At 64.0% G+C, this 22,663-nt stretch carries 22 protein-coding genes; 13 read left to right on the forward strand and 9 right to left on the reverse strand.

The genetic code is table 11. The features are described from left to right. Window positions 1-12: 12 nt before the first annotated feature. The 4 genes from ACWHXT_RS13865 (at window position 13) to ACWHXT_RS13880 (ending at window position 5,231) form a co-directional block, all read left to right on the forward strand. Window positions 13-669 (forward strand): YfgM family protein, encoded by a 657-nt coding sequence (locus ACWHXT_RS13865; protein WP_447956268.1) that lies wholly within the window; start codon window positions 13-15, stop codon window positions 667-669. Further along, window positions 669-1,850 carry an outer membrane protein assembly factor BamB gene (bamB, locus tag ACWHXT_RS13870; protein WP_447956269.1) on the forward strand — a complete coding sequence of 394 codons (1,182 nt, stop codon included), beginning with the start codon at window positions 669-671 and terminating at the stop codon, window positions 1,848-1,850. The genes ACWHXT_RS13865 and bamB overlap by 1 nt, the downstream gene beginning before the upstream one ends. Further along, the gene (der, locus tag ACWHXT_RS13875; RefSeq protein WP_447926838.1) at window positions 1,847-3,250 is read left to right on the forward strand and encodes a ribosome biogenesis GTPase Der; all 1,404 of its coding nucleotides are present in this window, start codon (window positions 1,847-1,849) and stop codon (window positions 3,248-3,250) included. The genes bamB and der overlap by 4 nt, the downstream gene beginning before the upstream one ends. A gap of 1,366 nt (window positions 3,251-4,616) precedes the next feature. Beyond that, complete coding sequence (locus tag ACWHXT_RS13880; protein WP_447894131.1) at window positions 4,617-5,231, forward strand: hypothetical protein; 615 nt, start codon at window positions 4,617-4,619, stop codon at window positions 5,229-5,231. On the opposite strand, the gene ACWHXT_RS13885 is transcribed toward ACWHXT_RS13880, so the two are convergent. After that, on the reverse strand, window positions 5,228-6,085 hold the full coding sequence (locus ACWHXT_RS13885; protein ID WP_447956270.1) for an ATP-binding protein: 858 nt from the start codon (window positions 6,083-6,085) through the stop codon (window positions 5,228-5,230). The genes ACWHXT_RS13880 and ACWHXT_RS13885 overlap by 4 nt on opposite strands. 76 nt (window positions 6,086-6,161) lie before the next feature. Between ACWHXT_RS13885 and ACWHXT_RS13890 the strand changes: the two genes are divergently transcribed. Continuing rightward, window positions 6,162-6,965, forward strand: coding sequence for a M48 family metallopeptidase (locus ACWHXT_RS13890; protein WP_447956271.1), 804 nt, complete (start codon window positions 6,162-6,164; stop codon window positions 6,963-6,965). Between the two features lie 33 nt (window positions 6,966-6,998). Here the strand turns inward: ACWHXT_RS13890 and aroE are convergent, their stop codons facing one another. The 6 genes from aroE to ACWHXT_RS13920 form a co-directional block, all read right to left on the reverse strand. Further along, window positions 6,999-7,817, reverse strand: coding sequence for a shikimate dehydrogenase (gene aroE, locus ACWHXT_RS13895; RefSeq protein WP_447956272.1), 819 nt, complete (start codon window positions 7,815-7,817; stop codon window positions 6,999-7,001). Beyond that, window positions 7,814-8,749: an oxygen-dependent coproporphyrinogen oxidase gene (hemF, locus tag ACWHXT_RS13900; protein WP_447956273.1), complete on the reverse strand. Its 936-nt coding sequence runs from the start codon at window positions 8,747-8,749 to the stop codon at window positions 7,814-7,816. Before hemF ends, aroE begins: the two co-directional genes overlap by 4 nt. A gap of 82 nt (window positions 8,750-8,831) precedes the next feature. Continuing rightward, window positions 8,832-9,674, reverse strand: coding sequence for an oxygenase MpaB family protein (locus tag ACWHXT_RS13905; RefSeq protein ID WP_447956274.1), 843 nt, complete (start codon window positions 9,672-9,674; stop codon window positions 8,832-8,834). A 1-nt stretch (window position 9,675) separates the two neighbouring features. After that, window positions 9,676-10,233, reverse strand: coding sequence for an L-threonylcarbamoyladenylate synthase (locus tag ACWHXT_RS13910; RefSeq protein ID WP_447956275.1), 558 nt, complete (start codon window positions 10,231-10,233; stop codon window positions 9,676-9,678). A 58-nt stretch (window positions 10,234-10,291) separates the two neighbouring features. Then, a complete protein-coding gene (gene dprA, locus ACWHXT_RS13915) occupies window positions 10,292-11,413 on the reverse strand; it encodes a DNA-processing protein DprA (protein WP_447956276.1) in 1,122 nt (373 codons plus the stop codon). 26 nt (window positions 11,414-11,439) lie between these two features. Next, window positions 11,440-12,483, reverse strand: a complete 1,044-nt coding sequence (locus ACWHXT_RS13920) for a LysM peptidoglycan-binding domain-containing protein (protein ID WP_447956277.1) — start codon at window positions 12,481-12,483, stop codon at window positions 11,440-11,442. A 242-nt stretch (window positions 12,484-12,725) separates the two neighbouring features. Between ACWHXT_RS13920 and def the strand changes: the two genes are divergently transcribed. The 8 genes from def (at window position 12,726) to ACWHXT_RS13960 (ending at window position 21,028) form a co-directional block, all read left to right on the forward strand. Beyond that, complete coding sequence (def, locus tag ACWHXT_RS13925) at window positions 12,726-13,235, forward strand: peptide deformylase (RefSeq protein ID WP_447529740.1); 510 nt, start codon at window positions 12,726-12,728, stop codon at window positions 13,233-13,235. 78 nt (window positions 13,236-13,313) lie between these two features. Then, on the forward strand, window positions 13,314-14,309 hold the full coding sequence (gene fmt, locus ACWHXT_RS13930; RefSeq protein WP_447956278.1) for a methionyl-tRNA formyltransferase: 996 nt from the start codon (window positions 13,314-13,316) through the stop codon (window positions 14,307-14,309). Beyond that, window positions 14,306-15,637 (forward strand): 16S rRNA (cytosine(967)-C(5))-methyltransferase RsmB, encoded by a 1,332-nt coding sequence (gene rsmB, locus ACWHXT_RS13935; RefSeq protein WP_447956279.1) that lies wholly within the window; start codon window positions 14,306-14,308, stop codon window positions 15,635-15,637. The genes fmt and rsmB overlap by 4 nt, the downstream gene beginning before the upstream one ends. A gap of 44 nt (window positions 15,638-15,681) precedes the next feature. Beyond that, window positions 15,682-15,888: a dodecin gene (locus ACWHXT_RS13940; protein ID WP_447529743.1), complete on the forward strand. Its 207-nt coding sequence runs from the start codon at window positions 15,682-15,684 to the stop codon at window positions 15,886-15,888. A gap of 114 nt (window positions 15,889-16,002) precedes the next feature. Further along, window positions 16,003-17,376 (forward strand): Trk system potassium transporter TrkA, encoded by a 1,374-nt coding sequence (gene trkA, locus ACWHXT_RS13945; protein WP_447956280.1) that lies wholly within the window; start codon window positions 16,003-16,005, stop codon window positions 17,374-17,376. A gap of 26 nt (window positions 17,377-17,402) precedes the next feature. Further along, window positions 17,403-18,851, forward strand: coding sequence for a TrkH family potassium uptake protein (locus ACWHXT_RS13950; protein WP_447956281.1), 1,449 nt, complete (start codon window positions 17,403-17,405; stop codon window positions 18,849-18,851). A 33-nt stretch (window positions 18,852-18,884) separates the two neighbouring features. Beyond that, window positions 18,885-20,135 carry a TraB/GumN family protein gene (locus tag ACWHXT_RS13955; RefSeq protein WP_447956282.1) on the forward strand — a complete coding sequence of 417 codons (1,251 nt, stop codon included), beginning with the start codon at window positions 18,885-18,887 and terminating at the stop codon, window positions 20,133-20,135. After that, window positions 20,132-21,028 carry a DMT family transporter gene (locus ACWHXT_RS13960; protein WP_447926852.1) on the forward strand — a complete coding sequence of 299 codons (897 nt, stop codon included), beginning with the start codon at window positions 20,132-20,134 and terminating at the stop codon, window positions 21,026-21,028. Before ACWHXT_RS13955 ends, ACWHXT_RS13960 begins: the two co-directional genes overlap by 4 nt. Here the strand turns inward: ACWHXT_RS13960 and ACWHXT_RS13965 are convergent. Both ACWHXT_RS13965 and ACWHXT_RS13970 read right to left on the reverse strand, forming a co-directional pair. Beyond that, window positions 21,025-21,771, reverse strand: a complete 747-nt coding sequence (locus ACWHXT_RS13965) for a tRNA-uridine aminocarboxypropyltransferase (RefSeq protein WP_447926853.1) — start codon at window positions 21,769-21,771, stop codon at window positions 21,025-21,027. The two genes, ACWHXT_RS13960 and ACWHXT_RS13965, sit on opposite strands and share 4 nt — an antisense overlap. Window positions 21,772-21,896: 125 nt before the next feature. Then, window positions 21,897-22,646 carry an SIR2 family NAD-dependent protein deacylase gene (locus ACWHXT_RS13970; protein WP_447926854.1) on the reverse strand — a complete coding sequence of 250 codons (750 nt, stop codon included), beginning with the start codon at window positions 22,644-22,646 and terminating at the stop codon, window positions 21,897-21,899. Between the last annotated feature and the right edge of the window lie 17 nt (window positions 22,647-22,663).

The following is a 22,663-nucleotide window of genomic DNA, read 5'->3' on the forward strand; positions in this document are numbered from 1 at the left end:
AGGAGGCCGCCCGTGGCGGAGCTGAGAAGCGAAGAAGAACAGCTTGATGTCATCAAGCGCTGGTGGAAAGAGAACGGCACCTCGCTGCTCGCCGGCGCTGTGATCGCTGCGGCCGGGGTATTCGGTTGGCACGCCTGGCAGAACTACCAGGAAGGCCAGGCAGCGGCGGCCTCGGTGCGCTACCAGCAGTTGATGACCATCAGCAACGCGCCGGAGCAGAGCACCGAGCAATTCGAAACCGCGCGTAGCCTGGTCGACGAGATCAACGATGATCACGGCGGCACGCTCTACGCCGAGCTTGCGCTTTTGATCGAAGCACGCCTGGCCGTCGAGCAGAACGACCTGGACGGCGCCCGGGAAGCGCTCGAGCGCGCGGCGGACAACGCCTCGCGGGATTACGTGAAAAGCCTTGCCCAGCTGCGTCTGGCCCGGGTGGAAATCGCCCAGGGTAACCCGGACCGGGCGCTGTCGCTGCTGGACGAGCCGATGGCCGACTCGCTGGCCGCACAGCGCTTTGACGCCCGCGGCGACGCCTATGCCGCCCTAGGCGATACCGATAACGCCCGCACGGCCTGGCAAGAAGCCCTGGCCCTGGATGGTCAGAACCAGTCGCTTTACGGCATTCAGTTTAAGCTAGACGACCTTGGCGCCGAGGAGGCGACCTCCTGATGACGATCAGCCTTTCAAAACCGTTATTCAATAAAGCGCTTCTGCGCGCCACGCTAGGCGCGGCAGCGCTGGTAATGCTTGCCGGCTGCGCCAGCAAGAGCGAACCCGCTTTCACGCCGAAGGAGCTCACCAGCTTCAACGAAACCACGAACGTGGAGAACGTCTGGCGGCAAAGCGTCGGCGACGGCCTGGGGCGCGCTCGCTACCCCATCGAGCCAACCCGCGAAGGCAACACCGTGTTCGCCGCCGACGCCCAGGGCGTGGTCATGGCGTTCAATGCCAATAACGGCGAACGCCAATGGCGTATCGAGCTCGACACGCCGTTATCCAGTGCGCTGAACGCCATTGCCGGCCAGCTATATCTTGCTACGCGTAACGGCGAAGTGATCGCGATCGACCAAAACGATGGCAGCATCAACTGGCGTTCGCGGGTCTCCAGCGAAGTACTCGCCGCGCCCCAGGCCAATCAGCAGCTGCTGGTCGTGCAAAGCGTCGACGGCCAAATTACCGCGCTCGATCGCCAAACCGGCCAGGAGCGCTGGGTCTACACCAGCTCCCAGCCCGCGCTTACGTTGCGGGGTACCGGCACACCGATGGTGATCGACCCGGTCACGTTCGTGGGCCTGGCCAACGGCCGCCTGGCTACGCTTGATAACCGTAGCGGCCAGCCGCTTTGGGACATGCAGATCGCCACACCCCGCGGGCGCAGCGAAGTCGAGCGGCTGGTGGATCTTTCCGGCCAGCCGGTTCTCAGCCAGGACGGGCGCCTGTTCGTCACCAGCTATAACGGCCGCGTCGTAGCCCTCGAGGCGACCCAGGGCGGCACGCTTTGGGAGACCAACCTCTCTAGCCGCCACACGCCGGTACTCGTCGGCAATACGCTGTTCGTCGTCACCGACGACAGTCAGGTCGTGGCGCTGGACGCCAACAGCGGCCAGGAAATCTGGCGCAACGACGACCTGGAAGATCGCTGGCTGACCGCCCCCGCCTTCGCCGATGGTCGCCTGGTCGTCGGTGACTTCGAAGGCTACGTGCATCTCATCGATGCCCGCGAAGGCAACATCGTTGGCCGTACCCGGGTGCACAAGTCGGGCATCACCCTGCGCCCGGTCACCGAAGGCAGCACCATTCATGTACAGGCCAACAATGGCCGGCTGCAAACGTTGGAACTCACTCCATGACACCCGTCATCGCTCTAGTCGGTCGGCCCAATGTGGGCAAATCGACGCTGTTTAACCGCCTGACACGCTCGCGGGATGCCCTCGTGGCCGATTTTCCCGGCCTTACCCGCGATCGTAAATACGGCAACGGCCTGCTGGGTAACAAGACCTACACGGTCATCGACACCGGCGGCATTAGCGGGGACGAGGAAGGCATCGACGCGGCCATGGCCGAGCAGTCGCTGGCCGCGATCGACGAAGCCGATATCGTGCTGTTTCTGGTCGACGGCCGCTCGGGGCTGAACGTCGCCGACGAGGCGATCGCCAACCACCTGCGCGTCAACCAGAAGAAAACCTGGCTGGTGGTCAATAAAACCGACGGGCTCGAAGAGCACTCGGCGATGGGGGATTTTTGGGGTCTGGGCCTTGGCGATCCCTGGCCGATCGCCGCCGCCCACGGGCGCAACGTGTCGCTTTTGATGGACACCGTGCTCGAGCCCTTCCCCGCCCGCGACGAAAGCATTCCGGCGGATACCGGCAGCAAGGGTATTCGTATCGGCGTGATCGGCCGGCCCAACGTGGGGAAATCCACCCTGGTCAACCGGCTGCTCGGCGAAGACCGGGTGGTGGTGTTCGACGAAGCCGGCACCACCCGCGATGCCATCGAGATCCCCTTCGAGCGCCGCGGCAAGCCATTCGTGCTGGTGGATACCGCAGGGGTCAGGCGGCGCAAGAACGTCAGCGAGATCGCCGAGAAGTTCTCGATCATTAAAACGCTGGATGCCATCAAGGAGTGCCACGTAGCGGTGATGGTGCTGGATGCGCGCAGCGGCCTGGTCGAGCAGGACATGCACCTGCTGGATTACGTGCTGACCACCGGCCGGGCGCTGGTGCTCGCGGTCAACAAGTGGGACGGTCTTGAGAGCGACGCCAAGGAGAAGATGCGCTCCGAAATCAAGCGCCGCCTGGGCTTTGCCGACTACGCCGAGATGCACTTTATCTCCGCGCTGCACGGCACCGCGGTGGGCGATCTCTACCCGTCCATCGAGCGCGCGTTCGAGGCGGCCAACGCCCACTGGTCGACCAACCGCCTGACCACGCTCTTACAAGATGCCACCAGCCAGCATCCGCCGCCCATGATCAACGGCCGGCGTATCAAGCTGCGCATGGCCCACCAGGGCGGCAGCAACCCGCCGATCATCGTGGTCCACGGCAACCAGACAAGCTCCTTGCCCGAAGCCTACCGGCGCTATCTGACCAACACCTTCCGCAAGGTGTTGAAAGTCCGCGGCACCCCCATGCGTTTCGAGTTCCGCTCCGGCGACAACCCCTATGATCACATGGCCGGCGCCAGCGACAAGGAAAAAGCCAAAAAGCGCGAGCTGGACCGCACCAAGGAAGCACGCCAGAAACGCCGCTAACGCGAGCCTGACGCTTCTCTAAAAACGTCTGCTGAGCTATTCAGCGGGCGTTTTTTATGGTGGCCGCCCACCCCGGCAGCGCGTTGCGCTGCATCGCTGGCTGAAGCCTGCTCCTACAATGGATGAGTGCACGGCTTTATTGTAGGAGCCCAATTCATTGGGCGATGGCGGCGTCAGCCGCCCTTACTCGATGGCGCCCGCTGGTGTGCCAGAGCCACCTACCCCGGCAGCGCTGCGCGCTGCATCGCTGGCTAAAGCCTGCTCCTACAATGGATGAGTGCACGGCTTTATTGTAGGAGCCCAATTCATTGGGCGATGGCGGCGATAGCCGCCCTTACTCGATGGATCGCACTGACGCGCCACCGCCTACCCCGGCAGCGCTGTGCGCTGCATCGCTGGCTGAAGCCTGCTCCTACAAGAGATGGGTGCACGACTTTATTGTAGGAGCCCAATTCATTGGGCGATGGCGGCGCCAGCCGCCCTTACTCGATGGAGCCTACTGGTGCGTTATAGCCACCTACCCCGGCAGCGCTGTGCGCTGCATCGCTGGCTGAAGCCTGCTCCTACAATAGATGGGTACACGGCTTTATTGTAGGAGCCCAATTCATTGGGCGATGGCGGCGCCAGCCGCCCTTACTCAATGGATCGCACGGGTACGCCACGGCCACCTACCCCGGCAGCGCTGAGCGCTGCATCGCTGGCTGAAGCCTGCTCCTACAATGGATGAGTGCACGGCTTTATTGTAGGAGCCCAATTCATTGGGCGATGGCGGCGTCAGCCGCCCTTACTCGATGGATCGCACTTATGCGCCACATCACTTAACCCCGGCAGCGCTGTGCGCTGCATCGCTGGCTGAAGCCTGCTCCTACAATGGATAGGTGCACGGCTTTATTGTAGGAGCCCAATTCATTGGGCGATGGCGGCGCCAGCCGCCCTTACTGGATGGGGCCTACTGGTGCGCTACCGCCTACCCCGGCAGCGCTGTGCGCTGCTTCGCTGGCTGAAGCCTGCTCCTACAACCCCTTTTTCCCGGGCCCACCGTAGGAGCTGAATTCATTCGGCGATGGCGGCGCCGGCCGCCCTTACTTGATGGCGCCCGCTGGTACGGCACGGCCACCCACCCCGGCAGCGCTGTGCGCTGCATCGCTGGCTGAAGCCTGCTCCTACCACCCCTTTTGCCCCAGGCCCACGGTAGGAGCTGAATTCATTCGGCGATGGCGGCGTCAGCCGCCCTTACTGGACGGGTTGCGTTCGCCCGCTCATGGGCCATGTGATAAACCAGTTGACAAACATCACCGCTCTACCTCAAATGGCCTGGCTTTTCATTGCTGGCCCTACCACCTTTCGCCCTTCACAGGAGGGACTCATGGCTCATCTTGCGCGCCGTTGGCGCTGGCTAACGCTTCTAAGCCTGGCAAGCCTACTCACCGGCTGTCTGGCGCTTCCTCAGACCAGCCTTTTTGCTTTTCGCTTGGCGGTCACGTCCTTGGGTGTCGAGAACGTGAAGGTGGGGCCTTATGATCTGAACGCGGGGTTCGACACTACTAACTTGTCGAGCCTGATCGCGTCCAGCCTAGGGTCGGGTAGCTTGCCGATCCAGGCGACCATGGCGCTGGGGCTTGGCCTGCCGGCGGGGATGCCGGCGGTCAATATGTCGGGGTTCAACTGGACGCTGGATATGCCCGGTGCGGATCCCGTCTCCGGGCGCTACGCCGAGGAGGTCTCGCTAACGCCGGGGGACGGGGCGAATTTGCGCCTGCCGGTGTCCTTCGACGTGCTGGCCACCGACCCGCAGCGTCTTCGCCCGATGATCAACCTGGCGCAGCAGTTGGCCTCCCACGGCTCGCTGCCTGCGGGCAGCGAGCTGGCGATTACGCCGGGGAACCTGCGCGGGCTTGGCATGACCCTGCCATCGGGGCTGTTCACGCCGACCATTCGCCTCAACGTGGGCCAGGACGGCCAGCTCACGCCGGTACGTTAAAGCCCCTGGCGCCCGACCCAGTGGGCGGCAAACTGCCAGGCGGCGCGCCCGCTGCGCCCGCCGCGCTGCGTGGCGAAACGAACCGCCTCTTCGCGGGCGGCGTCGTTCCAGGCGTCTCCGCCGCCCAGCTTTACGACCCAATGAGCGCAGACGTCCAGGTAGGTCGCCTGGTTGAAAGGATGAAACCCAAGCCACAAGCCAAAGCGATCCGAAAGCGAGATTTTCTCTTCGACGGCGTCGCCGTGGTGAAGCTCTTCCCCCACCAACTGCGAGCTTTGGTTATCCGCCATCGATTCCGGCAGCAGGTGGCGGCGGTTGGAAGTCGCGTAGATCAGCACGTTCTCCGGCGGGCCGGTTAGCGCGCCATCCAGCACGCTTTTGAGCGCCTTGTAGGCGTCGTCGTTGCCCTCGAAGGAAAGGTCGTCACAGTAGACCACGAAGCGATGCGGTGTATGACGAAGCTCCTCGACCAACTGCGGCAGGCTTGCCAGGTCATAGCGGTCGACCTGGATCAGGCGCAGGCCGTCCGCCGCCAGCGTATTGATCAGCGCGCGAACGATCGACGATTTGCCGCTCCCCCGGGAGCCCCACAAAAGCGCGTGATTGGCGGGCAAGCCCTTCAAAAACGCCCGGGTGTTATCGAGGAGCGCCTTTTTTTGCCGCTCGATGCCGAGCAGATCATCCAGCGTCGTGGTATCGCGTGGCGGTACCGGCACCAGCCGCCCACCCAGCGGATGGCGCTGCCACAGAGCAGCGCTTTGAGTGGACCAATCCACCGGTGCCGGCGCCGGAGGCAGCCAGTGCTCGGCGCGCTCTAAAAGGCGTGTAAGGCGCCTGGTTAATTCGTCATCCATATTTGCCCTCCCAATACGTTATGATAAAACTACCGTCATCGGACCGTTCATACCATTTACCCACAAGGAATCTTTCATGCGTTGGCTTCGCCCTTTCGCCGTTACGGCTTTGTGCGCTTCACTTGCGGCCTGTAGCACTTCGCCGACCGGCCGCTCGCAGCTTCTGCTGCTCTCGGATGCCGAGCTCAATCAGATGGGCCAGCAGGCCTTCGCTCAGTACCAGCAGGATGTGCCCATGGGGGATCAGGCAAGCCTTCGCTACGTACAGTGCATCACTAACGCCATCGTCGATGTGCTGCCCAGCGAACAGCGCAATTTGGACTGGCAGGTGCGCGTGTTCGAATCGGAGCAGCCCAACGCCTTCGCGCTGCCCGGCGGCTACATGGGCGTGAATACCGGCATGCTCGATTTGGCCACCAGCCAGGACCAGCTCGCCTCGGTGGTAGGCCACGAAATCGGCCACGTGCTGGCCAACCACGCCAACGAGCGCGCCTCGACCCAGAGCGCGACCTCGCTAGGCCTTTCAGTGATTTCGAGCACCTCGGGCATGCAGTCCGCGGGCGGCCAGCAGCTGATGGGCGTGCTGGGCATGGGCGCCGAGTACGGCATCGCGCTGCCCTTCTCCCGCCGTCATGAAAGCGAAGCGGACATCATCGGCCAGGACCTGATGGCCCAGGCCGGGTTCGACCCGCGGGAAAGCGTCACCCTTTGGGAAAACATGCAGGCGGCCTCCAGCGGCGGCGCGCCGCCGGCCTGGATGTCGACCCACCCAAGCCAGGATCAACGTATCAGTGGGCTCCAGTCCGGCATGGGCCAGGCCATGGCCACTTATGAGCAGGCCAGAAGCCAGGGCCGCACGCCGAACTGCTCGCGCCCGTAGCCCCTATCGCGGCGTGCCCAAGGCACGCCGCGTTCAGCCGGCAAGCGATTGCCTAAGCATCTCGCGCACCGACGCGGTATCCGGGCGCACGTTGCGCCAGAGGAAAAATGCCTCTGCGGCCTGCTCGACCAGCATGCCCAGGCCGTCTACCGTGGTGGCACCGCGTGTATCAGCCCACTGCATGAATACCGTCGGCTCTGCCCCGTACATCATGTCGTAGGCGTAACCCCCCGGGTTGAACAGCACGTCCGGTAACGGCGGCAAATCGCCGGCCAGGCTTGCGCTGGTACCGTTGATCACCAGATCGAACGTGCCGAAAAGCGCGTGATACCCGCCCCCGCTTGTCTTGCCTAAATCCGCGAAATCCCGAGCCAGCGCTTCGGCCTTGTCAGCCGTGCGGTTGGCGATCACGATTTCCTGCGGGCCTTCGTTCAACAGCGGCTCGAGCACGCCGCGCACCGCGCCACCGGCGCCCAGCAGCAGAATGCGTGCATCGCGCAGCGCCACCCCTTGGACTTTTAGATCCCGCAGCAGGCCAACGCCGTCGGTGTTGTCGCCATAGACGCGGCCGTTTTGGCCGTTGATCAGGGTATTCACCGCACCGGCGCGCCGAGCGCGCAGGCTGAGCGTATCGCACAGCGCAAAGGCATCCTGTTTGAACGGCACGGTCACGTTGGCACCATACCCACCCTGGTGGCAAAACTGCTGCCAGGCGGCGGTGAAGCCGTCGAGGGGGGCAAGCTCGGCGGTGTAGCGCAGGGCCTGACCGGTTTGCTCGGCGAAGGCCTGATGAATCATCGGCGATTTGGAGTGTTTGACCGGGTTACCGAGCACACAGTAGTGATCGCTCACGGGCTCACTCCCAGGTTTTCGGCCTCGGTCAGCCAATCGCGCGGGGTCAGGTAGTCGTCCAGGTGCGCTTCGGGGCTGCCGGAACCTGGGGTATAGCCATACTCCCAGCGGGCCAGCGGCGGCATCGACATCAAGATGGACTCGGTGCGCCCGCCGCTTTGCAAACCAAACAGCGTCCCCCGGTCCCACACCAGGTTGAACTCCACGTAGCGCCCGCGCCGATAGAGCTGGAATTCGCGCTCGCGCTCGCCCCAGGGCGTGTCACGGCGGCGCTCGATAATCGGCAGGTAAGCCTTTAAAAAGCTATCGCCCACGGCGCGCTGAAAGGCGAAGGCGTGCTCGAAATCCGGCGCGTTCAGGTCATCGAAGAAGAGCCCTCCTACACCGCGGGTTTCATCGCGATGCTTGAGGTAGAAATACTCGTCGCACCACGCCTTGTAGCGGGGGTAAACCTCGTCGCCAAAGGGCGCGCAGGCGTTTTTGGCCACCTGGTGCCAGTGCACCACGTCTTCGAACACCGGGTAGTACGGGGTGAGATCGATGCCGCCGCCAAACCACCAAACCGGTGCCTCGCCCTCTTTTTCGGCGATGAAAAAGCGCACGTTGCCGTGGCTGGTGGGCACGTGCGGGTTCTCCGGATGCAGCACCCAGGACACCCCCACCGCGTGGAAGCTGCGCCCGGCCAACTCTGGGCGCGAGGCGGTCGCCGAGGGCGGCAGCGTTTCACCAAACACGTGGGAGTAGTTGACCCCGCCCTTTTCGAAAATCGCGCCGTTTTCGATCACTCGCGAGCGCCCGCCGCCGCCGGCTTCACGCTCCCAGCTCTCTTCTCTGAACGTGCCGCGGCCATCGGCCTGGGCAAGACCTTCGCAGAGCCGGTCCTGCAGGTTCATCAGGTACGTTTTAACGTCGTCAAGGTGCTCGTGGGCCACAGTATCTCCAAAGCCGTGCCTGAAAGGGTAGACGCTTATGGTAAGGGGTAAGGCGCAAGGGGTGAAGGGGCAATCGAACGGCTCAGGCGCGGCCCTGAAACCGCGTCAGCGCCCGGCGGTAGGCGCCGCTTCTTACCGCGCGGCTGATCAGGGGCATCGCGCCTTTGATGCTGGCGCGAACGAGCCGGCGCTGGAGCTTCGACATATCGAGCTCGAGCTGGCGCGCGGCCCATTCGGGCAGAAGGTCGATCCCCGCGCGCATAAAAAGCGCCCCGCCCGGGCGCAATATCAGATGCCGTGGCGGCGCGGCCAGCAGCACCTGGATCACATCCCGGGTGCGCTCATCGCACACAAGCTCGCCGCGCTTCGTTTCGAGATACGCCGCGACCGCCTCCCGGCTGTCGGGCACCTCGCGCGCGCCCAGCGCCTCGGCGATGCAGGCGGTTTCGAAAAAGTAGCGGTCCTGGTCGGCCGCGCTCAGGTTCGGGTTGCGGTACAGCAGGTGGCCGGCCATGAAGCGGCTCATTTCCGCGACGTGCACCCAGGTGAGCAGGTCCGGGTCATCGGCGGCGTACGGGCGGCCGTCGGCGGCCTGGCCGCGCACATGGGCATGTACCCGGCGCACCCGAGCAATTGCCTCTTCGGCCTGCTCGAACGTACCGAAACTGGTGGTGGCGATAAAGTCGCTGGTACGCCGCAGCCGGCCCACCATGTCGTGGCGAAAGTTGGAATGGTCCCACACGCCGGCCAGCGCCAGCGGGTGCAGCATCTGGAGTAAAAGCGCGCTGATGCCGCCGCACATCATCGGCGTGAAGTCGCCGTGGATGTTGCGCACCAGGCCGTCCTGGGGAAAAGGCCCCGGCGCCTGGCCGGCCCGCGCCGCGCCCAGCCGCGCTACCATGGCGTCCATCAGAAAGGTGCTCATATCAGGAGCGCAGCACCTTGCCGGAGGCCAGGTCGCGAATGGTGCTGGGGCGCGCCTCGGCGCCCAGCTCGCCGGGCAGGATGGCGCCAAGTTCCGCGCCAAACAGCGTCTGCACCTCTTGTTCGGTCATGGCCGGTGGCTCGCCCGCACGGTTGGCCGAGGTGGACACCAGCGGCCCGCCAAAGGCGTCGCACAGCGCTTTCAAGCCAGGGTGATTGGTAACGCGCAGCGCCACGCTTTGGTGGGCACCGCGCACCAACGCGTGACTGCGACCGTTGTCCGGCACAAGCCAGGTGTTGGGGCCGGGCCAGCTCGCTGCAAGCGGGGCGTGCAGCGCAAGCGGAAGCCCGGCAAGCCAGGGGCCGAACTGCTCGATGCTGGCCGCCACCAAAATGACGCCCTTGGCGGGGTCGCGCTCTTTCATGCGCATCAAGTGGGTGAGTGCTTGCTCGTTGTCCGGGTCGCAGCCAAGCCCCCACACCGCCTCGGTCGGGCACGCGACAACGCCGCCTTCGCGAAGGGCCCGGGTCGCGCGTTGAAGTTCCACCGTCGATGTCATCAAGGCCTCCTTTGAGTATTCGGCGTTGCCAGCCAACGTGGGTTTATCTTACCACGGCCTAGCCAAGGCGCACCCAGCCGCCCGCCTGCTGTGCCACAAGGCCATCGAGCTCCAGCATCAAAAGGCGCTGCTGGCATTCGCCCACGCTTTGCGCGGTATGGTGCACCAGCAGGTCGATGGGGGTAGGGGCCGAGGACAGCGCGGCAAGCAGCGCATCCGGCGGCGGGCTTTCAGCCGAGTGACTCATGGCCGTCAAAGGTTCGGTTGGGGGTTGTGCCGGCGCCTGGGCTGCGGGCATGTACGCAGGCGCCCAGTGGCCAAGCTCATCGAGCATATCGTCGACGTGGCGTGCCAGGGTCGCGCCGCTTTTTAAAAGCGCCAAACTGCCCTGGGCCTGGACGTTATGAATCGAGCCCGGCACGGCGAAGAGCTCGCGGCCCTGCTCCAGGGCAAGCCTTGCACTCACCAAACTACCGCTTTTCTCGGTAGCCTCGACCACCAGCGTGCCCAGCGAAAGCCCGGTGACGATACGATTGCGCCGCGGGAAAAAAGCGGGCCGCGCTTTGGTGCCGGGCGGGTGCTCGGCCAGCACCAAAGCGCCGGGGGTTTGGCTTAGCTGCTCATAAAGCGCGCGGTGGCTCGCCGGATAGATGATATCCACGCCACCGCCCAGCACCGCCACGGTGGCGCCCCCTTCGTCGAGGGCGGCTTGCTGGGCCAGCCCGTCTACGCCCAGCGCCATGCCGCTCACCACGCACCAGCCGCGCCGGGCCAGTTCCCGGGCGAAGTGCCGAGCGTTTCGGGCGCCTTCGCCGGTCGGCTTGCGGGTACCGACCATGGCGATACTCGGCCCTTTGAGCGCGTCGAGATCGCCCAGCGCCCAAAGCACCGGCGGCGGGTCGGGTAGCTCATCGAGTAAAGCAGGCCAGTGGGGGTGGCCCGGATGAAGCACGTGGCGCTGCGGCCCACCGGCGAGCCAGTCGAGCGTGGCGTTCACCCGCGCCTGCAGCGGGCTTTTAGAAGGATGATCGAGCCAGAGCCTTAGCGCACTTGCCGCCGGACCCGGCAATGCGGCAAGCCACCCCTGGGGCCAGCTGGGCTGGCGTTGGGTCAGCGCCTTGATGCGATGAGCGCCCATTCCCGGTAGCGCTTCCACGGCCAGCCATGCGTTCGTATCCATTCCCGCCCCCTTTTACACCTGTACACCTAGCGCTCGGGTGAGCGCACCTCGTCGCCTATCGCCAATACGTTGGACGCCTGCATGACCAGCGCATAGCTCATGCGGTTATAGGGCTTGAATATCATGACCAGCCCGCTTTGCGTATTGGGCAGCTGGAAAAGCTCCCCGGTGCGCGGGTCGTTGATGAGCTCGCCTTGCTGGTCCACGCGCAGTACGTGGCCCGGCTGCAGGCCGTCCTCGGTCCCCAGGTCCAGCGCCACGATTTGCAGCCTGCCGATAAACCGCACCCCGCCGGGGGCGGCGATAATGTGCCCGGCCACGTCATTGAGCGGGGCGCGCGGCTGAAAATCCGCCTCGAAGGTATCGTCCAGCGTGAGCAGGATATCGTTGTTGCGCACCTCCTGCTGGGCGCTCAGCACCTTGACGCTTGCGATCTCGCCCTGCTGGCCGGCCCGTTGCGCTTCGCCGATATAGACGAGCTCGCGCCCCAGGGTTTCGCCTTCGGCGGACAGGTAGGGCTCGCCGGGGCGATAAAAGCCCATGCGCGTGTCCGCCGGGAGCTCGCCGCGCACGTAAAGCGTGTCACCAGCGCCGCTAATGAAGCGCTCGTTCTCGCCGCCTACCACGTAGCCAAGCTCGTGAAGCGGCTCATTGGGCTGTTGAACGCGGTGCTGGCGTAAAAATACATCGACCACCTCGCGGGGCAGCGCCGTCACGGCCTCGCGGGGCTCGACCCGGCGCACCTGGGGCGAAAGCTTCACCACCGGGCGCCCGGGCTCGAAATCAAAACAGGGGACGCCGGCGCAGTCGCCAAGCACAAGGGTATCGCCTGGGTAGATACGATGAGGGTTTCGAATCTGCGGGTTGGCCTGCCAAAGCGTGGGCCACTGCCAGGGGGCACGTAGAAAGCGCGCCGAAATATCCCAAAGCGTGTCGCCCTGTACGACGGTGTAGCGCTCGGGGGCGTCGTCGCGGATACGCTCCCAAGCCATTGCGGCACTGGCGGCAAGCGAGCCCCCCAGCAAAAGCGCGACGAAGGCGCTATAACGAAGGGATTTTTTAACGGCCATGGCGATTCCCTGAAAGGGGTGAGAGCGGTAGAAGACACGCCTGCGCGCATGCCCAGAAGTACCGCCAGCATGATATAGTGGCCTATAGTAAAGCACATAGACGCGCTAACCCAATTGAGGCAGGGGCGCGGGCGACTTTCAAGCGCGGTCATTGACCCGCCGCCGGAACCTGTCGCGGTTTTTAACCTCTATTCTAGCCCCTGTTTTGAAACCACAGATTGAATAACGGTGATAGTAACGCCATGGCTACACGTCCCATTCTCGAATTTCCCGATGAGCGCCTGAGAACCAAGGCGAAACCGGTTGAGACCGTTGATGACAGCGTCCGCCAGCTCGTCGACGATATGCTGGAAACCATGTACGACGCGCGCGGCATCGGGCTTGCCGCCACCCAGGTCGACGTTCACCAGCGCGTGGTGGTGATGGACGTCTCTGAAAACGGTGACGCGCCGCTGGTGTTGATCAACCCGCGCTACGAGCCGATCGGCGAAGAGCAAGAGCCGCTCTCCGAAGGGTGTCTGTCGATCCCCGAGCACTACGCCGAGGTGCCGCGTTTTCTCAAGGTCAAACTCAATGCCCAGGATCGCAACGGCGAGGCCTACGAGCTCGAAGCCGATGGCCTGCTCGCCCACTGTATCCAGCACGAGTACGACCACCTTGAAGGGGTACTTTTCGTCGACTACCTCTCGGCGTTGAAGCGCGACCGCATCATGAAAAAGATGCAAAAGCGCCACAAGCTGCAGGACGCCTAAGCGATCAAAAAGCCGCCCACCGGGCGGCTTTTACGCCCCTCTCGCTATTTTCTGAAAAAAGCCCGAACAGGTAGACCCATGCCCCCACTGCGCGTCGTCTTTGCCGGCACCCCGGATTTTGCCGAATCACACCTTGCCGCCCTGCTCGAAAGCGGCCACCAGGTGGTAGGCGTTTATACGCAGCCCGACCGGCCCGCTGGGCGTGGGCGCAAGCTTACCCCGGGCCCGGTCAAGCGTCTGGCCCTCGAGCACGAACTGCCGGTCTATCAGCCGATGAGCCTGAAAGACCCTGCCGCCCAGGCCGAGCTCGCCGCCCTCGAGGCCGATATCATGGTGGTCGTGGCCTACGGGCTTTTGCTCCCCCAGGCCGTCTTAGACATCCCGCGCCTTGGCTGTATCAACGTTCACGCCTCACTGCTGCCCCGCTGGCGCGGCGCCGCGCCCATTCAGCGCGCCATCGAAGCCGGCGACGCGGCCTCCGGTGTGACCATCATGCAGATGGACGCAGGCCTGGACACCGGCGCGATGCTCAGTGAAATACGCACGCCGATCACCGAGCACACCACCGGCGGCGCGCTCCATGACCAGCTCGCCGAGGACGGCGCCAAAGCGCTGATCGAAACGCTCGACGCTTTGCGCCAAACGAGCGCCACGGCCACGCCCCAGCCGCTGGAGGGCGTCACCTACGCGGCCAAGCTGAGCAAGGCGGAAGCCGAGCTCGACTTCACGCAAAGCGCCGATGTGCTGGCGCGCAAAATCCGCGCCTTCAACCCCTGGCCGGTCGCCTGGTGCGCGCTGGGCGATGAGCGCCTGCGCCTTTACATGGCCCGCGCCGAAGGCCCGGCCCCGCATTCATCCGCCCCGGGCACGCTGCTGGCCCACGGGGACGATCATCTGCGCATCGCCTGCGGCGAGCACGGCCACCAGGTGCTGTGCGTTAGCCACGTGCAGCTCCCCGGCGCCAAAATGCTGCCAGTCAGCGCACTACTCAACGCCCCACAGCCCCGGCTTGCCCCAGGCAGCCAGCTGGGCACGCCAACGATCGAACAGACGCATAACGGAGAGAACTCATGAGCGCCAAGCGCCCCCAGGAAGGCAGTGGCCAGGAGGTGCGCGCCGCCGCCGCGCGCGCGCTGACGCCGGTCCTCAACGAACAAGGGTCGCTGGCCGGCCTTGACGAGCACAGCGTGATCGCCCGGGACCGGGGCCTTTTAAAAGAGCTCTGCTTTGGCAGTTGCCGCCGCCTGCCGCGCCTTGAAGCGCTGGCCGCGAAGCTTCTCAAGCAGCCGTTCAAAAAGCGCGATCAGGATATTCACGCGCTGTTATTGATCGGCATCTACCAGCTTTTGTACATGCGGATTCCCGCCCACGCGGCGGTGGGTGAAACCGCCGGCGCGGCGCGGCTTTTGAAAAAAGAGTGGGCCACCCGGGTATTGAACGGCTGCCTGCGCCGGCTTCAGCGCGAAGGCGAGGCACTGCAAGCCGAGGTGGACCGCGACGAAAGCGTGGCGCTGGAACACCCGCCCTGGCTTTTGAAAGTGCTGCGCGAGGCCTGGCCCGAGCAGTGGCGCGAAGTGGTAGAGGCCAATAACCACCCCGGCCCCATGACCCTGCGCGTCAATCAGCGCCAGCTCGACCGCGAGGCGTACCTTGGCAAGCTGGTCGATCAAGGGCTCGACGCGCACCTGTGCGCCCACGCCCCGGACGGCATCACGCTGGAAACGCCCTGCGACGTCTCGATACTGCCAGGCTTCAAGGAGGGCTGGGTCAGTGTTCAGGACGAGGCGGCTCAGTTGAGTGCGGCACTTCTGGGCCCGGCGCTTGCGCCCCGCCCCGGCGCCCAGGTGCTCGATGCCTGCGCCGCCCCCGGCGGCAAAACCGCTCACCTGCTCGAGCAGTTCGATATCGCGCTGACCGCCATCGACATGGATAACCAGCGCCTGGCCCGGGTCGACGATACGCTCAGCCGGCTCAAGCTCAGCGCCGATTTGCGCCACGCCGACGCCGCCGAGCGCGACTGGTGGAGCGGCACGCACTTCGATGCTATTTTACTCGATGCGCCCTGTTCGGGCACCGGCGTGATTCGCCGCCACCCGGATATCAAAAAGCTGCGCCGTCAAAGCGATATTGGCCAACTGGCCAAGCTCCAGGCCTCGCTTTTGGATAACCTGTGGGGCCTTTTGCGCCCGGGCGGCACGCTTTTGTACGCGACCTGCTCGGTGCTGCCCCAGGAGAACGCCCAACAAATCGAGGCGTTCATCAGCCGCACCCCGGATGCGCGGGCCACCACCCCGTCGGATGTGGCCTGGGGCGAGACGAGCGGCCACGGCCGCCAGCTCTTTTCGCAACAAAACAGTCACGATGGCTTTTTTTATGCCAGGCTGGAAAAGCGTTTGGCGTAACCAGGCGCTCGAAGCCGTTTATTCACCACAAGGATGAAAATCGTATGAGTAATCATATCTACAAGCACGTAGAGATCACCGGCTCTTCTGAAACCAGCATCGAAGACGCCGTGCAAAACGCCCTCGCCAAGGCGTCCGAGTCGATCGATCATATGCGCTGGCTGGACGTCATCGATACCCGCGGGCATATCGAAAACGGCCGGGTGGCTCATTGGCAGGTGACGGTGAAGGTCGGCTTCACCCTGGATTAATTTCCTCACTGCTTTTCGACGGCGGCTGGTTTACACTGGCCGCCGTCTTTATTTGCGGCGCCCTTTCGCTCTTTTCATTAAAACGCCGGCGCTTTCAATGGAACCGATTCAGCCATGAAAATCATCATTCTTGGCGCCGGCCAGGTCGGCGGGGCGCTGGCCGAACACCTCGCGCGCGAAGAGAACGATATCACCGTGGTCGACACGGACACGGCCAAGCTCAGAGAGCTTCACACCAGGCTCGATATCCGCACCGTGACCGGCGCTGGTTCCTACCCGATCATCCTGCGTCAGGCAGGCTGCGAAGACGCCGACATGTTGATCGCGGTGACCAACTCCGACGAAGTCAACATGATCGCCTGCCAGGTCGCGCACACGCTTTTTCGCACGCCGACCAAGATCGCCCGGGTACGCGCCACGCCCTATCTTACTCGCAAGGGGCTATTCGCCCACGAAGCCATCCCCATCGACGTATTGATCAGCCCCGAACAGGTGGTGACCGACCACGTGCGCCGCTTGATCGAACACCCCGGCGCCCTTCAGGTGCTGGAGTTCGCCGGCGGGCTCGTTCAGCTGGTGGCGGTAAAGGCGTTTTACGGCGGCCCGCTGGTGGGCCAGGACCTGGCGTTTTTGGGCCGCCACATGCCCAACGTGGATACCCGCGTCGCGGCCATTTACCGGCGCAACCGGCCGATCATTCCGCGGGGCGATACGATCATCGAGGCCGACGACGAAGTGTTCTTCCTCGCCGCCCGGCGCGACATTCGCGCGGTGATGAGCGAGCTTAGACGGGTCGAGCGCGGTTTTCGCCGAGTGGTCATCGCCGGCGGCGGCAATATCGGCGAGCGCCTGGCCGAGCATCTGGAGCACAGCCACCAGGTCAAGATCATCGAGCACAGCCTTACGCGCTGTACGAACCTTTCCGAGCGCCTCGACCGTACCGTGGTGCTGCACGGCAGCGCCACCAGCAAGCGGCTTTTGGAAGAGGAGAATATCGAGGATTGCGATATTTTCTGCGCGTTGACCAACGACGACGAGGTCAACATCATGTCGTCGCTTTTGGCCAAACGGCTGGGGGCAAAAAAGGTGCTGACGCTGATCAACAACGCCGCCTACGTGGATCTGGTCCAGGGCGGTGAGATCGACATCGCGATCTCGCCCCAGCAGGCAACGATCGGGAGCCTTTTGACCCACGTGCGCCGGGGCGACATCGTCAACGTGCATTCCCTGCGCCGGGGTGCGGCCGAGGCAATCGAGGCGATCGCCCACGGTGACAAGCAGTCTTCCAAGGTGGTCGGCCGGGCGGTGCGCGATATCGGCCTGCCCGAGGGCACGACCATCGGGGCGATGGTGCGCGGCAAGGAAGTCATCATCGCCCACGGTGACGCCGTGGTGGAAAGCGGCGATCACGTGATTTTGTTCGTGATCGACAAGCGCCGGATTCGCGACGTCGAACGGCTTTTTCAAGTCGGCCTTACGTTCTTTTAAACACTGTCCAGGAGCCGTTCGATTCCATGAGCCTGCGGGTCATTCTACGCATTTTAGGGCTGCTGTTGATGCTCTTCAGCCTTACCATGTTGCCGCCCACGCTGATGTCGCTATGGTTTCGCGATGGCGTCTGGTACGCCTTTATTAGCGGCATCGCGATTACCGTGGCCACGGGCCTGCTGCTCTATCTGCCCAACCGGCGCGCGCACAAGGAGCTGCGCATTCGCGATGGTTTCATCATCGCGGCGATGTTCTGGACGGTGCTGGCGTTTTTCGGCTCGATCCCGTTGATGCTGTTCGGCGACGCCGCCCTCGATTTCACCGACGCGGTGTTCGAGTCGTTCTCGGGGCTCACCACCACCGGGGCCACGGTGATTACCGGCATCGACTTTCTGCCCGAATCGATTCGCTACTACCGCCAGCAGCTTCAGTGGCTGGGCGGCATGGGGATCGTGGTACTGGCCGTGGCCATTTTGCCGACGCTGGGCGTGGGCGGCATGGCGCTTTACCGCACCGAGATCCCGGGCCCGCTCAAGGACTCCAAGCTCACCCCCCGCATCACCGAAACCGCCAAGGCGCTCTGGTACATTTACGCCACGCTGACCATGGCGTGCCTGGTGGCCTATATGCTGGCGGGCATGAACTGGTTCGACGCGCTCGGCCACAGCTTTTCGACCGTGGCCATCGGCGGGTTCTCCACCCACGATGCCAGTATCGGCTACTTCAACAACGCCGCCATCGAGTTGATTTGCGTCGCCTTCATGCTGATTTCGGCGTTCAGCTTCAGCCTGCATTTTATCGCCTGGCGGGAGAAGCGCCTGCTGCACTACTTCGAAGACCCGGAAGCGCGCTTTCTGATGCTGTTTCTAGCGGGGCTGGTCACCATCGCGACCTTCACGCTCTGGTTTACCGGCACCTACGTCACCCTTCACGGCCTGCGCCACGCGCTTTTTGAGGTGGTCTCGGTGGCCACGACCGCCGGCTTTGCGGTGGCGGATTTTTCCGGCTGGCCCGGGGCGCTGCCGTTCATGCTGTTCGTGGCCGCCTTCATCGGTGGCTGCTCCGGCTCGACCGCTGGCGGCATGAAGGTGATTCGTATCATTTTGATTTTAAAACAGGGCATGCGTGAGGTAATGCGCCTGATCCACCCCAACGCGGTCATCGCGGTCAAGGTGGGCAAGGTGAGCGTGCCGGACAGCATCGCCCAGGCCGTTTGGGGCTTTTTCTCCGCCTACGTGATGCTGTTCTTTTTGATGCTGGTCGGCGTCATGGCGACCGGTGTGGATCAAATCACCGCCTGGTCCACCGTTGGCTCGGCGCTCAACAACCTGGGCCCGGCGCTTGGCGAGGCAAGCGAACACTACGGCGACATGCCGGACCTGGCCAAGTGGATTCTGGTGCTGGCGATGCTTTTAGGCCGCCTCGAGATCTTTACCGTACTGGTTCTGTTCACCCCCGCGTTCTGGCGCCGCTAAGCCGCGAGGCCCCCTTTTTTTAGTGAGACAACCATGATTGATGACGACGCACCCTCCTCCACCGAGCCGCCCCAGGCGCTTCCGGCGACCAGCGGGCCCTTGAACACCGTTGACATAGGCGCGACCCGCTACACCCTGCTGGGCACCGCCCACGTATCGGCCCAAAGCGCCGAGGACGTCACGCGCCTGCTCGATAGCGGCGCCTTCGATGCCGTGGCCATCGAGCTTTGCGAGGCCCGCCACCACAGCATGACCCACCCGGACGCCATGGGCGAGCAAGACCTTTTCCAGGTGTTCAAGCAGGGCAAGGCGGGCATGGTGGCGGCCAGCCTCGCCCTGGGCGCGTTTCAGCAGCGCATCGCCGACCAGTCCGGTATTCAGCCAGGGGCCGAGATGCGCGCGGCGGTCGAGGCGAGCCAGAACCATGGCTTGTCGCTTTTGATGATCGACCGCGACGTGGGCGTGACGCTAAAGCGTATCTACAGCAACGTCCCCTGGTGGCAACGCTTTTCGCTGTTTACCGGGCTGCTCGGCAGCGTCATGTCTCGCCAGGACGTGTCCAAGGAAGAGATCGAAAAGCTCAAGGAGGGCGACATGCTGGAGGCCACCTTCAGCGAATTCGCCGCCGAGTCGGAAAATCTCTATACCCCTTTGATTCGCGAGCGCGACCGTTACATGGCGCTGCGCCTGGCCGAGCAAGCCCCGCCCGGGCGCTACAAGAACGTGCTGGTGGTACTAGGCGCCGGCCACTTGAAAGGCACCACGGAGCACCTGAGCGCGCCGCTGCCCGAGACCCCCAAAACCGAGCGCGAAGCGCTGGAGACCACGCCGCCGCCTTCCAAAATATGGAAGGCGCTGCCTTGGCTCATTACCGCCCTGGTGATTACCGGCTTCGCGATCGGCTTTTCGCGCAATACCGAGCTTGGCTGGCAGTTGGTGCTGGAGTGGTTCTTGATCAACGGTATTCTCTCCGGCGGGGCGACCATTATTGCGTTGGCCCACCCGGTCACGGTGATCACTACCTTCTTCGCCGCCCCGCTCACCTCGCTCAACCCAACGATTGGCGCCGGGTTCGTGGCCGCCGGGGTCGAGCTTTACATGCGCAAGCCCAAGGTGCGCGATTTCTCTTCGCTGCGCCACGACGTGACCCAGTTGAAAGGCTGGTGGAAAAACCGCGTGTCGCGCACGCTGCTGGTGTTCATTCTGGCCACGCTGGGCTCGGCGGTAGGCACCTGGGTGGCCGGCTTTAGAATCGCCGGTGCGCTGTTTGGCAGCGCCGTGTGAACAACATCGAGCGCGCGCCCTGGCAAGCGGATGCGCTGCTGCTATTGGTCACGATGGTGGCAGCGGCGGGCTGGATATTTTCCAAGGAGGCGCTGGCGGGTATGCCGCCGCTGCTATTCATCGGCACCCGCTTTTTGCTTGCCGGGCTGGTGCTGCTCGGCTTTGCCTGGCCTTCGCTTGCCAGGCTGCCCGCGCGGCGTATACGCCGCGGCCTGTTCGTGGGAGTACTGTTTAGTGCCGCCATTGGCTTTTGGATTCTCGGGCTTAGCCACTCCGACCACCTGGGCGAAAGCGCCTTTATCAATAGCCTGGGGATTTTGCTGGTGCCGGTGGTCGCACGGCTGCTGTTCGGTGACCGCCCGCCCCGCTCGACCTGGGTGGCGCTGCCGGTCGCCCTGGCGGGCTTTGCGCTGCTCTCGCTCAACGCAGGCTTCCGGTTAGAAGCCAGCCAGCTCTACATGGTGTGCGCTGCGCTGTGCTTTGCGTTTTTGATCAACGTCAACACCCGCGTGGTGCGCCACGTGCCGGCGCTGGCGCTCACCACGCTGCAACTGCTCGCGGTGGGGGTGGTGTTGAGCGTTACGTCGCTGCTGGTGGAGCATCAGCCGGTGGTGCTCAGCACCTCGATTCTGGGCTGGTTCATGGCCAGTGCGTTGCTGGCCAGCGCCCTGCGCTTTTTCCTGCAGATCACCGCCCAGGGCATGACCACGCCCAGCCACGCCTCGGTGATACTCATGCTCGAGGCGGTGTGGACCGCGCTACTCGCCGGCTGGTGGTTTGGCGAAACCATGTCTTTGCTACAGCTTTTGGGGTGCAGCCTGATTTTCGCTGCGCTGCTGATCAACCGCTGGTTTTGGGTGCGCAAGGTGCTGCTGCGCTGGCTGCCTAACTAGCCCTGCGCCTTTCGCGCCAGCAACCGCCGCATGGCCGGGGTCGGCTCGTCGATCTTGCGATAGAAACGGCTCTCCGCGTAGCTATCGTTGAACACGTCGAAGTAATCGTCCAGCACGCTCGCCGCGTCCTCGTCGCCGGCCTGGCGCAGAAGCTCGGTGGCCACTTCCGCGGTGCACAGGTGCGCGCGGGAGGCGGGCTTTCTTAGCCGGTAGCGGGTTTCGCGCTCGGTATGTAGCGGCAGCACCGGCAGTGCGTCCAGGTAAGGGCTTTTGCGAAACATGCGCCGCGCCTGGCGCCAGGTACCGTCCAAAATGATAAACACCGGTATGCGCGCCTCCCGCTTGGCACTGTGCACGGCGTCGATCCCCACCACGCGTTCGGCGTAGTCCGGGTGGTCATCCGGAAAGATCACGAAAGGCGCGTAGCGCGGGTCCTCGAGCAGGGCGATCAATTCCGGGTCCGGCGCAGTGCGATACCAGGTAAATACCCGGGTTTGCGCCAGCACATCGCCAATCAACCGCCCGGTATTGGTCGGCTTGTAATGCTCGAGGGAATGGGTGATCAGCCATACCTGGGCGTGGCTTTGCGCCACGGCCTTGTAGGGGCACAGGCAGTTGAGCTTGGGCAGGTTACAGCCTTCGCAGCGGATCACGAAACTGCCACGCGCCTTGAACTCGCGCCGCGGCGGTTGAGGATGCTCGGCCGGCGCATCCTGTTCACAGGTAGTATCAGAGGCAGACATCCGTGCACCCAGTTAGTCAAAGGGCGCCGAGTATAAAGCAGCGCCCGGCGCGTGACGAGCCAGACCCGCCTGCCGGGGCCAGTGAAAGCGGGCGGCGCGCCCGAGATCCAACGCCCGCCCCCGGATCAGGAGAGTTCGAAACTCCTCTGGCGACGCCACTGGTTGACCAGCGCCGGCACACCCTCACCGGCGGTGGTGTTGATCGCCAGGACACCGGGCGGGGTCAGGGCATCCGCATCCGGGTCGATCAGCGCACAGGGGGTTTCCGCGCCGATATAAGACAAAAGCGAGGCGGCGGGCATGACCGCAAGCGAAGTGCCCACCACCAGAAAGAAGTCCGCCTGGCTTGCAAGCTCACAGGCCTGGTCGAAAAGCGGCACGGATTCGCCGAACCAGACCACGTCCGGGCGCAGCTGGCTGCCCTTGTCGCACACCTCGCCCAGGGCGATATTACCGGTGACCGGGTAGCGCAGCCGCGCATCGACGCTGGAGCGCGCCTTTAGAATCTCGCCATGAAGATGCAGCACTTGAGAAGAGCCTGCGCGCTCGTGCAGGTCGTCGATATTTTGGGTAATGATCGAAACGCTGAAACCATCCTGCTCGAGAGCGGCCAGCGCCTTGTGCGCCGCGTTGGGTTTGGCTTTACGAATCTGCGCGCGGCGCTGGTCGTAGAAGGCCAGCACGCGCTCGGGGTCATCGCGAAAGCCTTCCGGGGTGGCGACCTTTTCGACCGGGTGTTCCTCCCACAGGCCGTCGCTTGCGCGAAACGTCTTGATGCCGCTTTCCACGCTGATGCCGGAGCCGGTAAACACTACCAGGTGCGGCAACGACACCGCCTGCAAGTGGCTGCCGTCTGCGGGCTCGCTTGTCAACATAACGCCCTCCTTTGCCA

It is taken from the genome of Vreelandella halophytica, assembly GCF_968193635.1.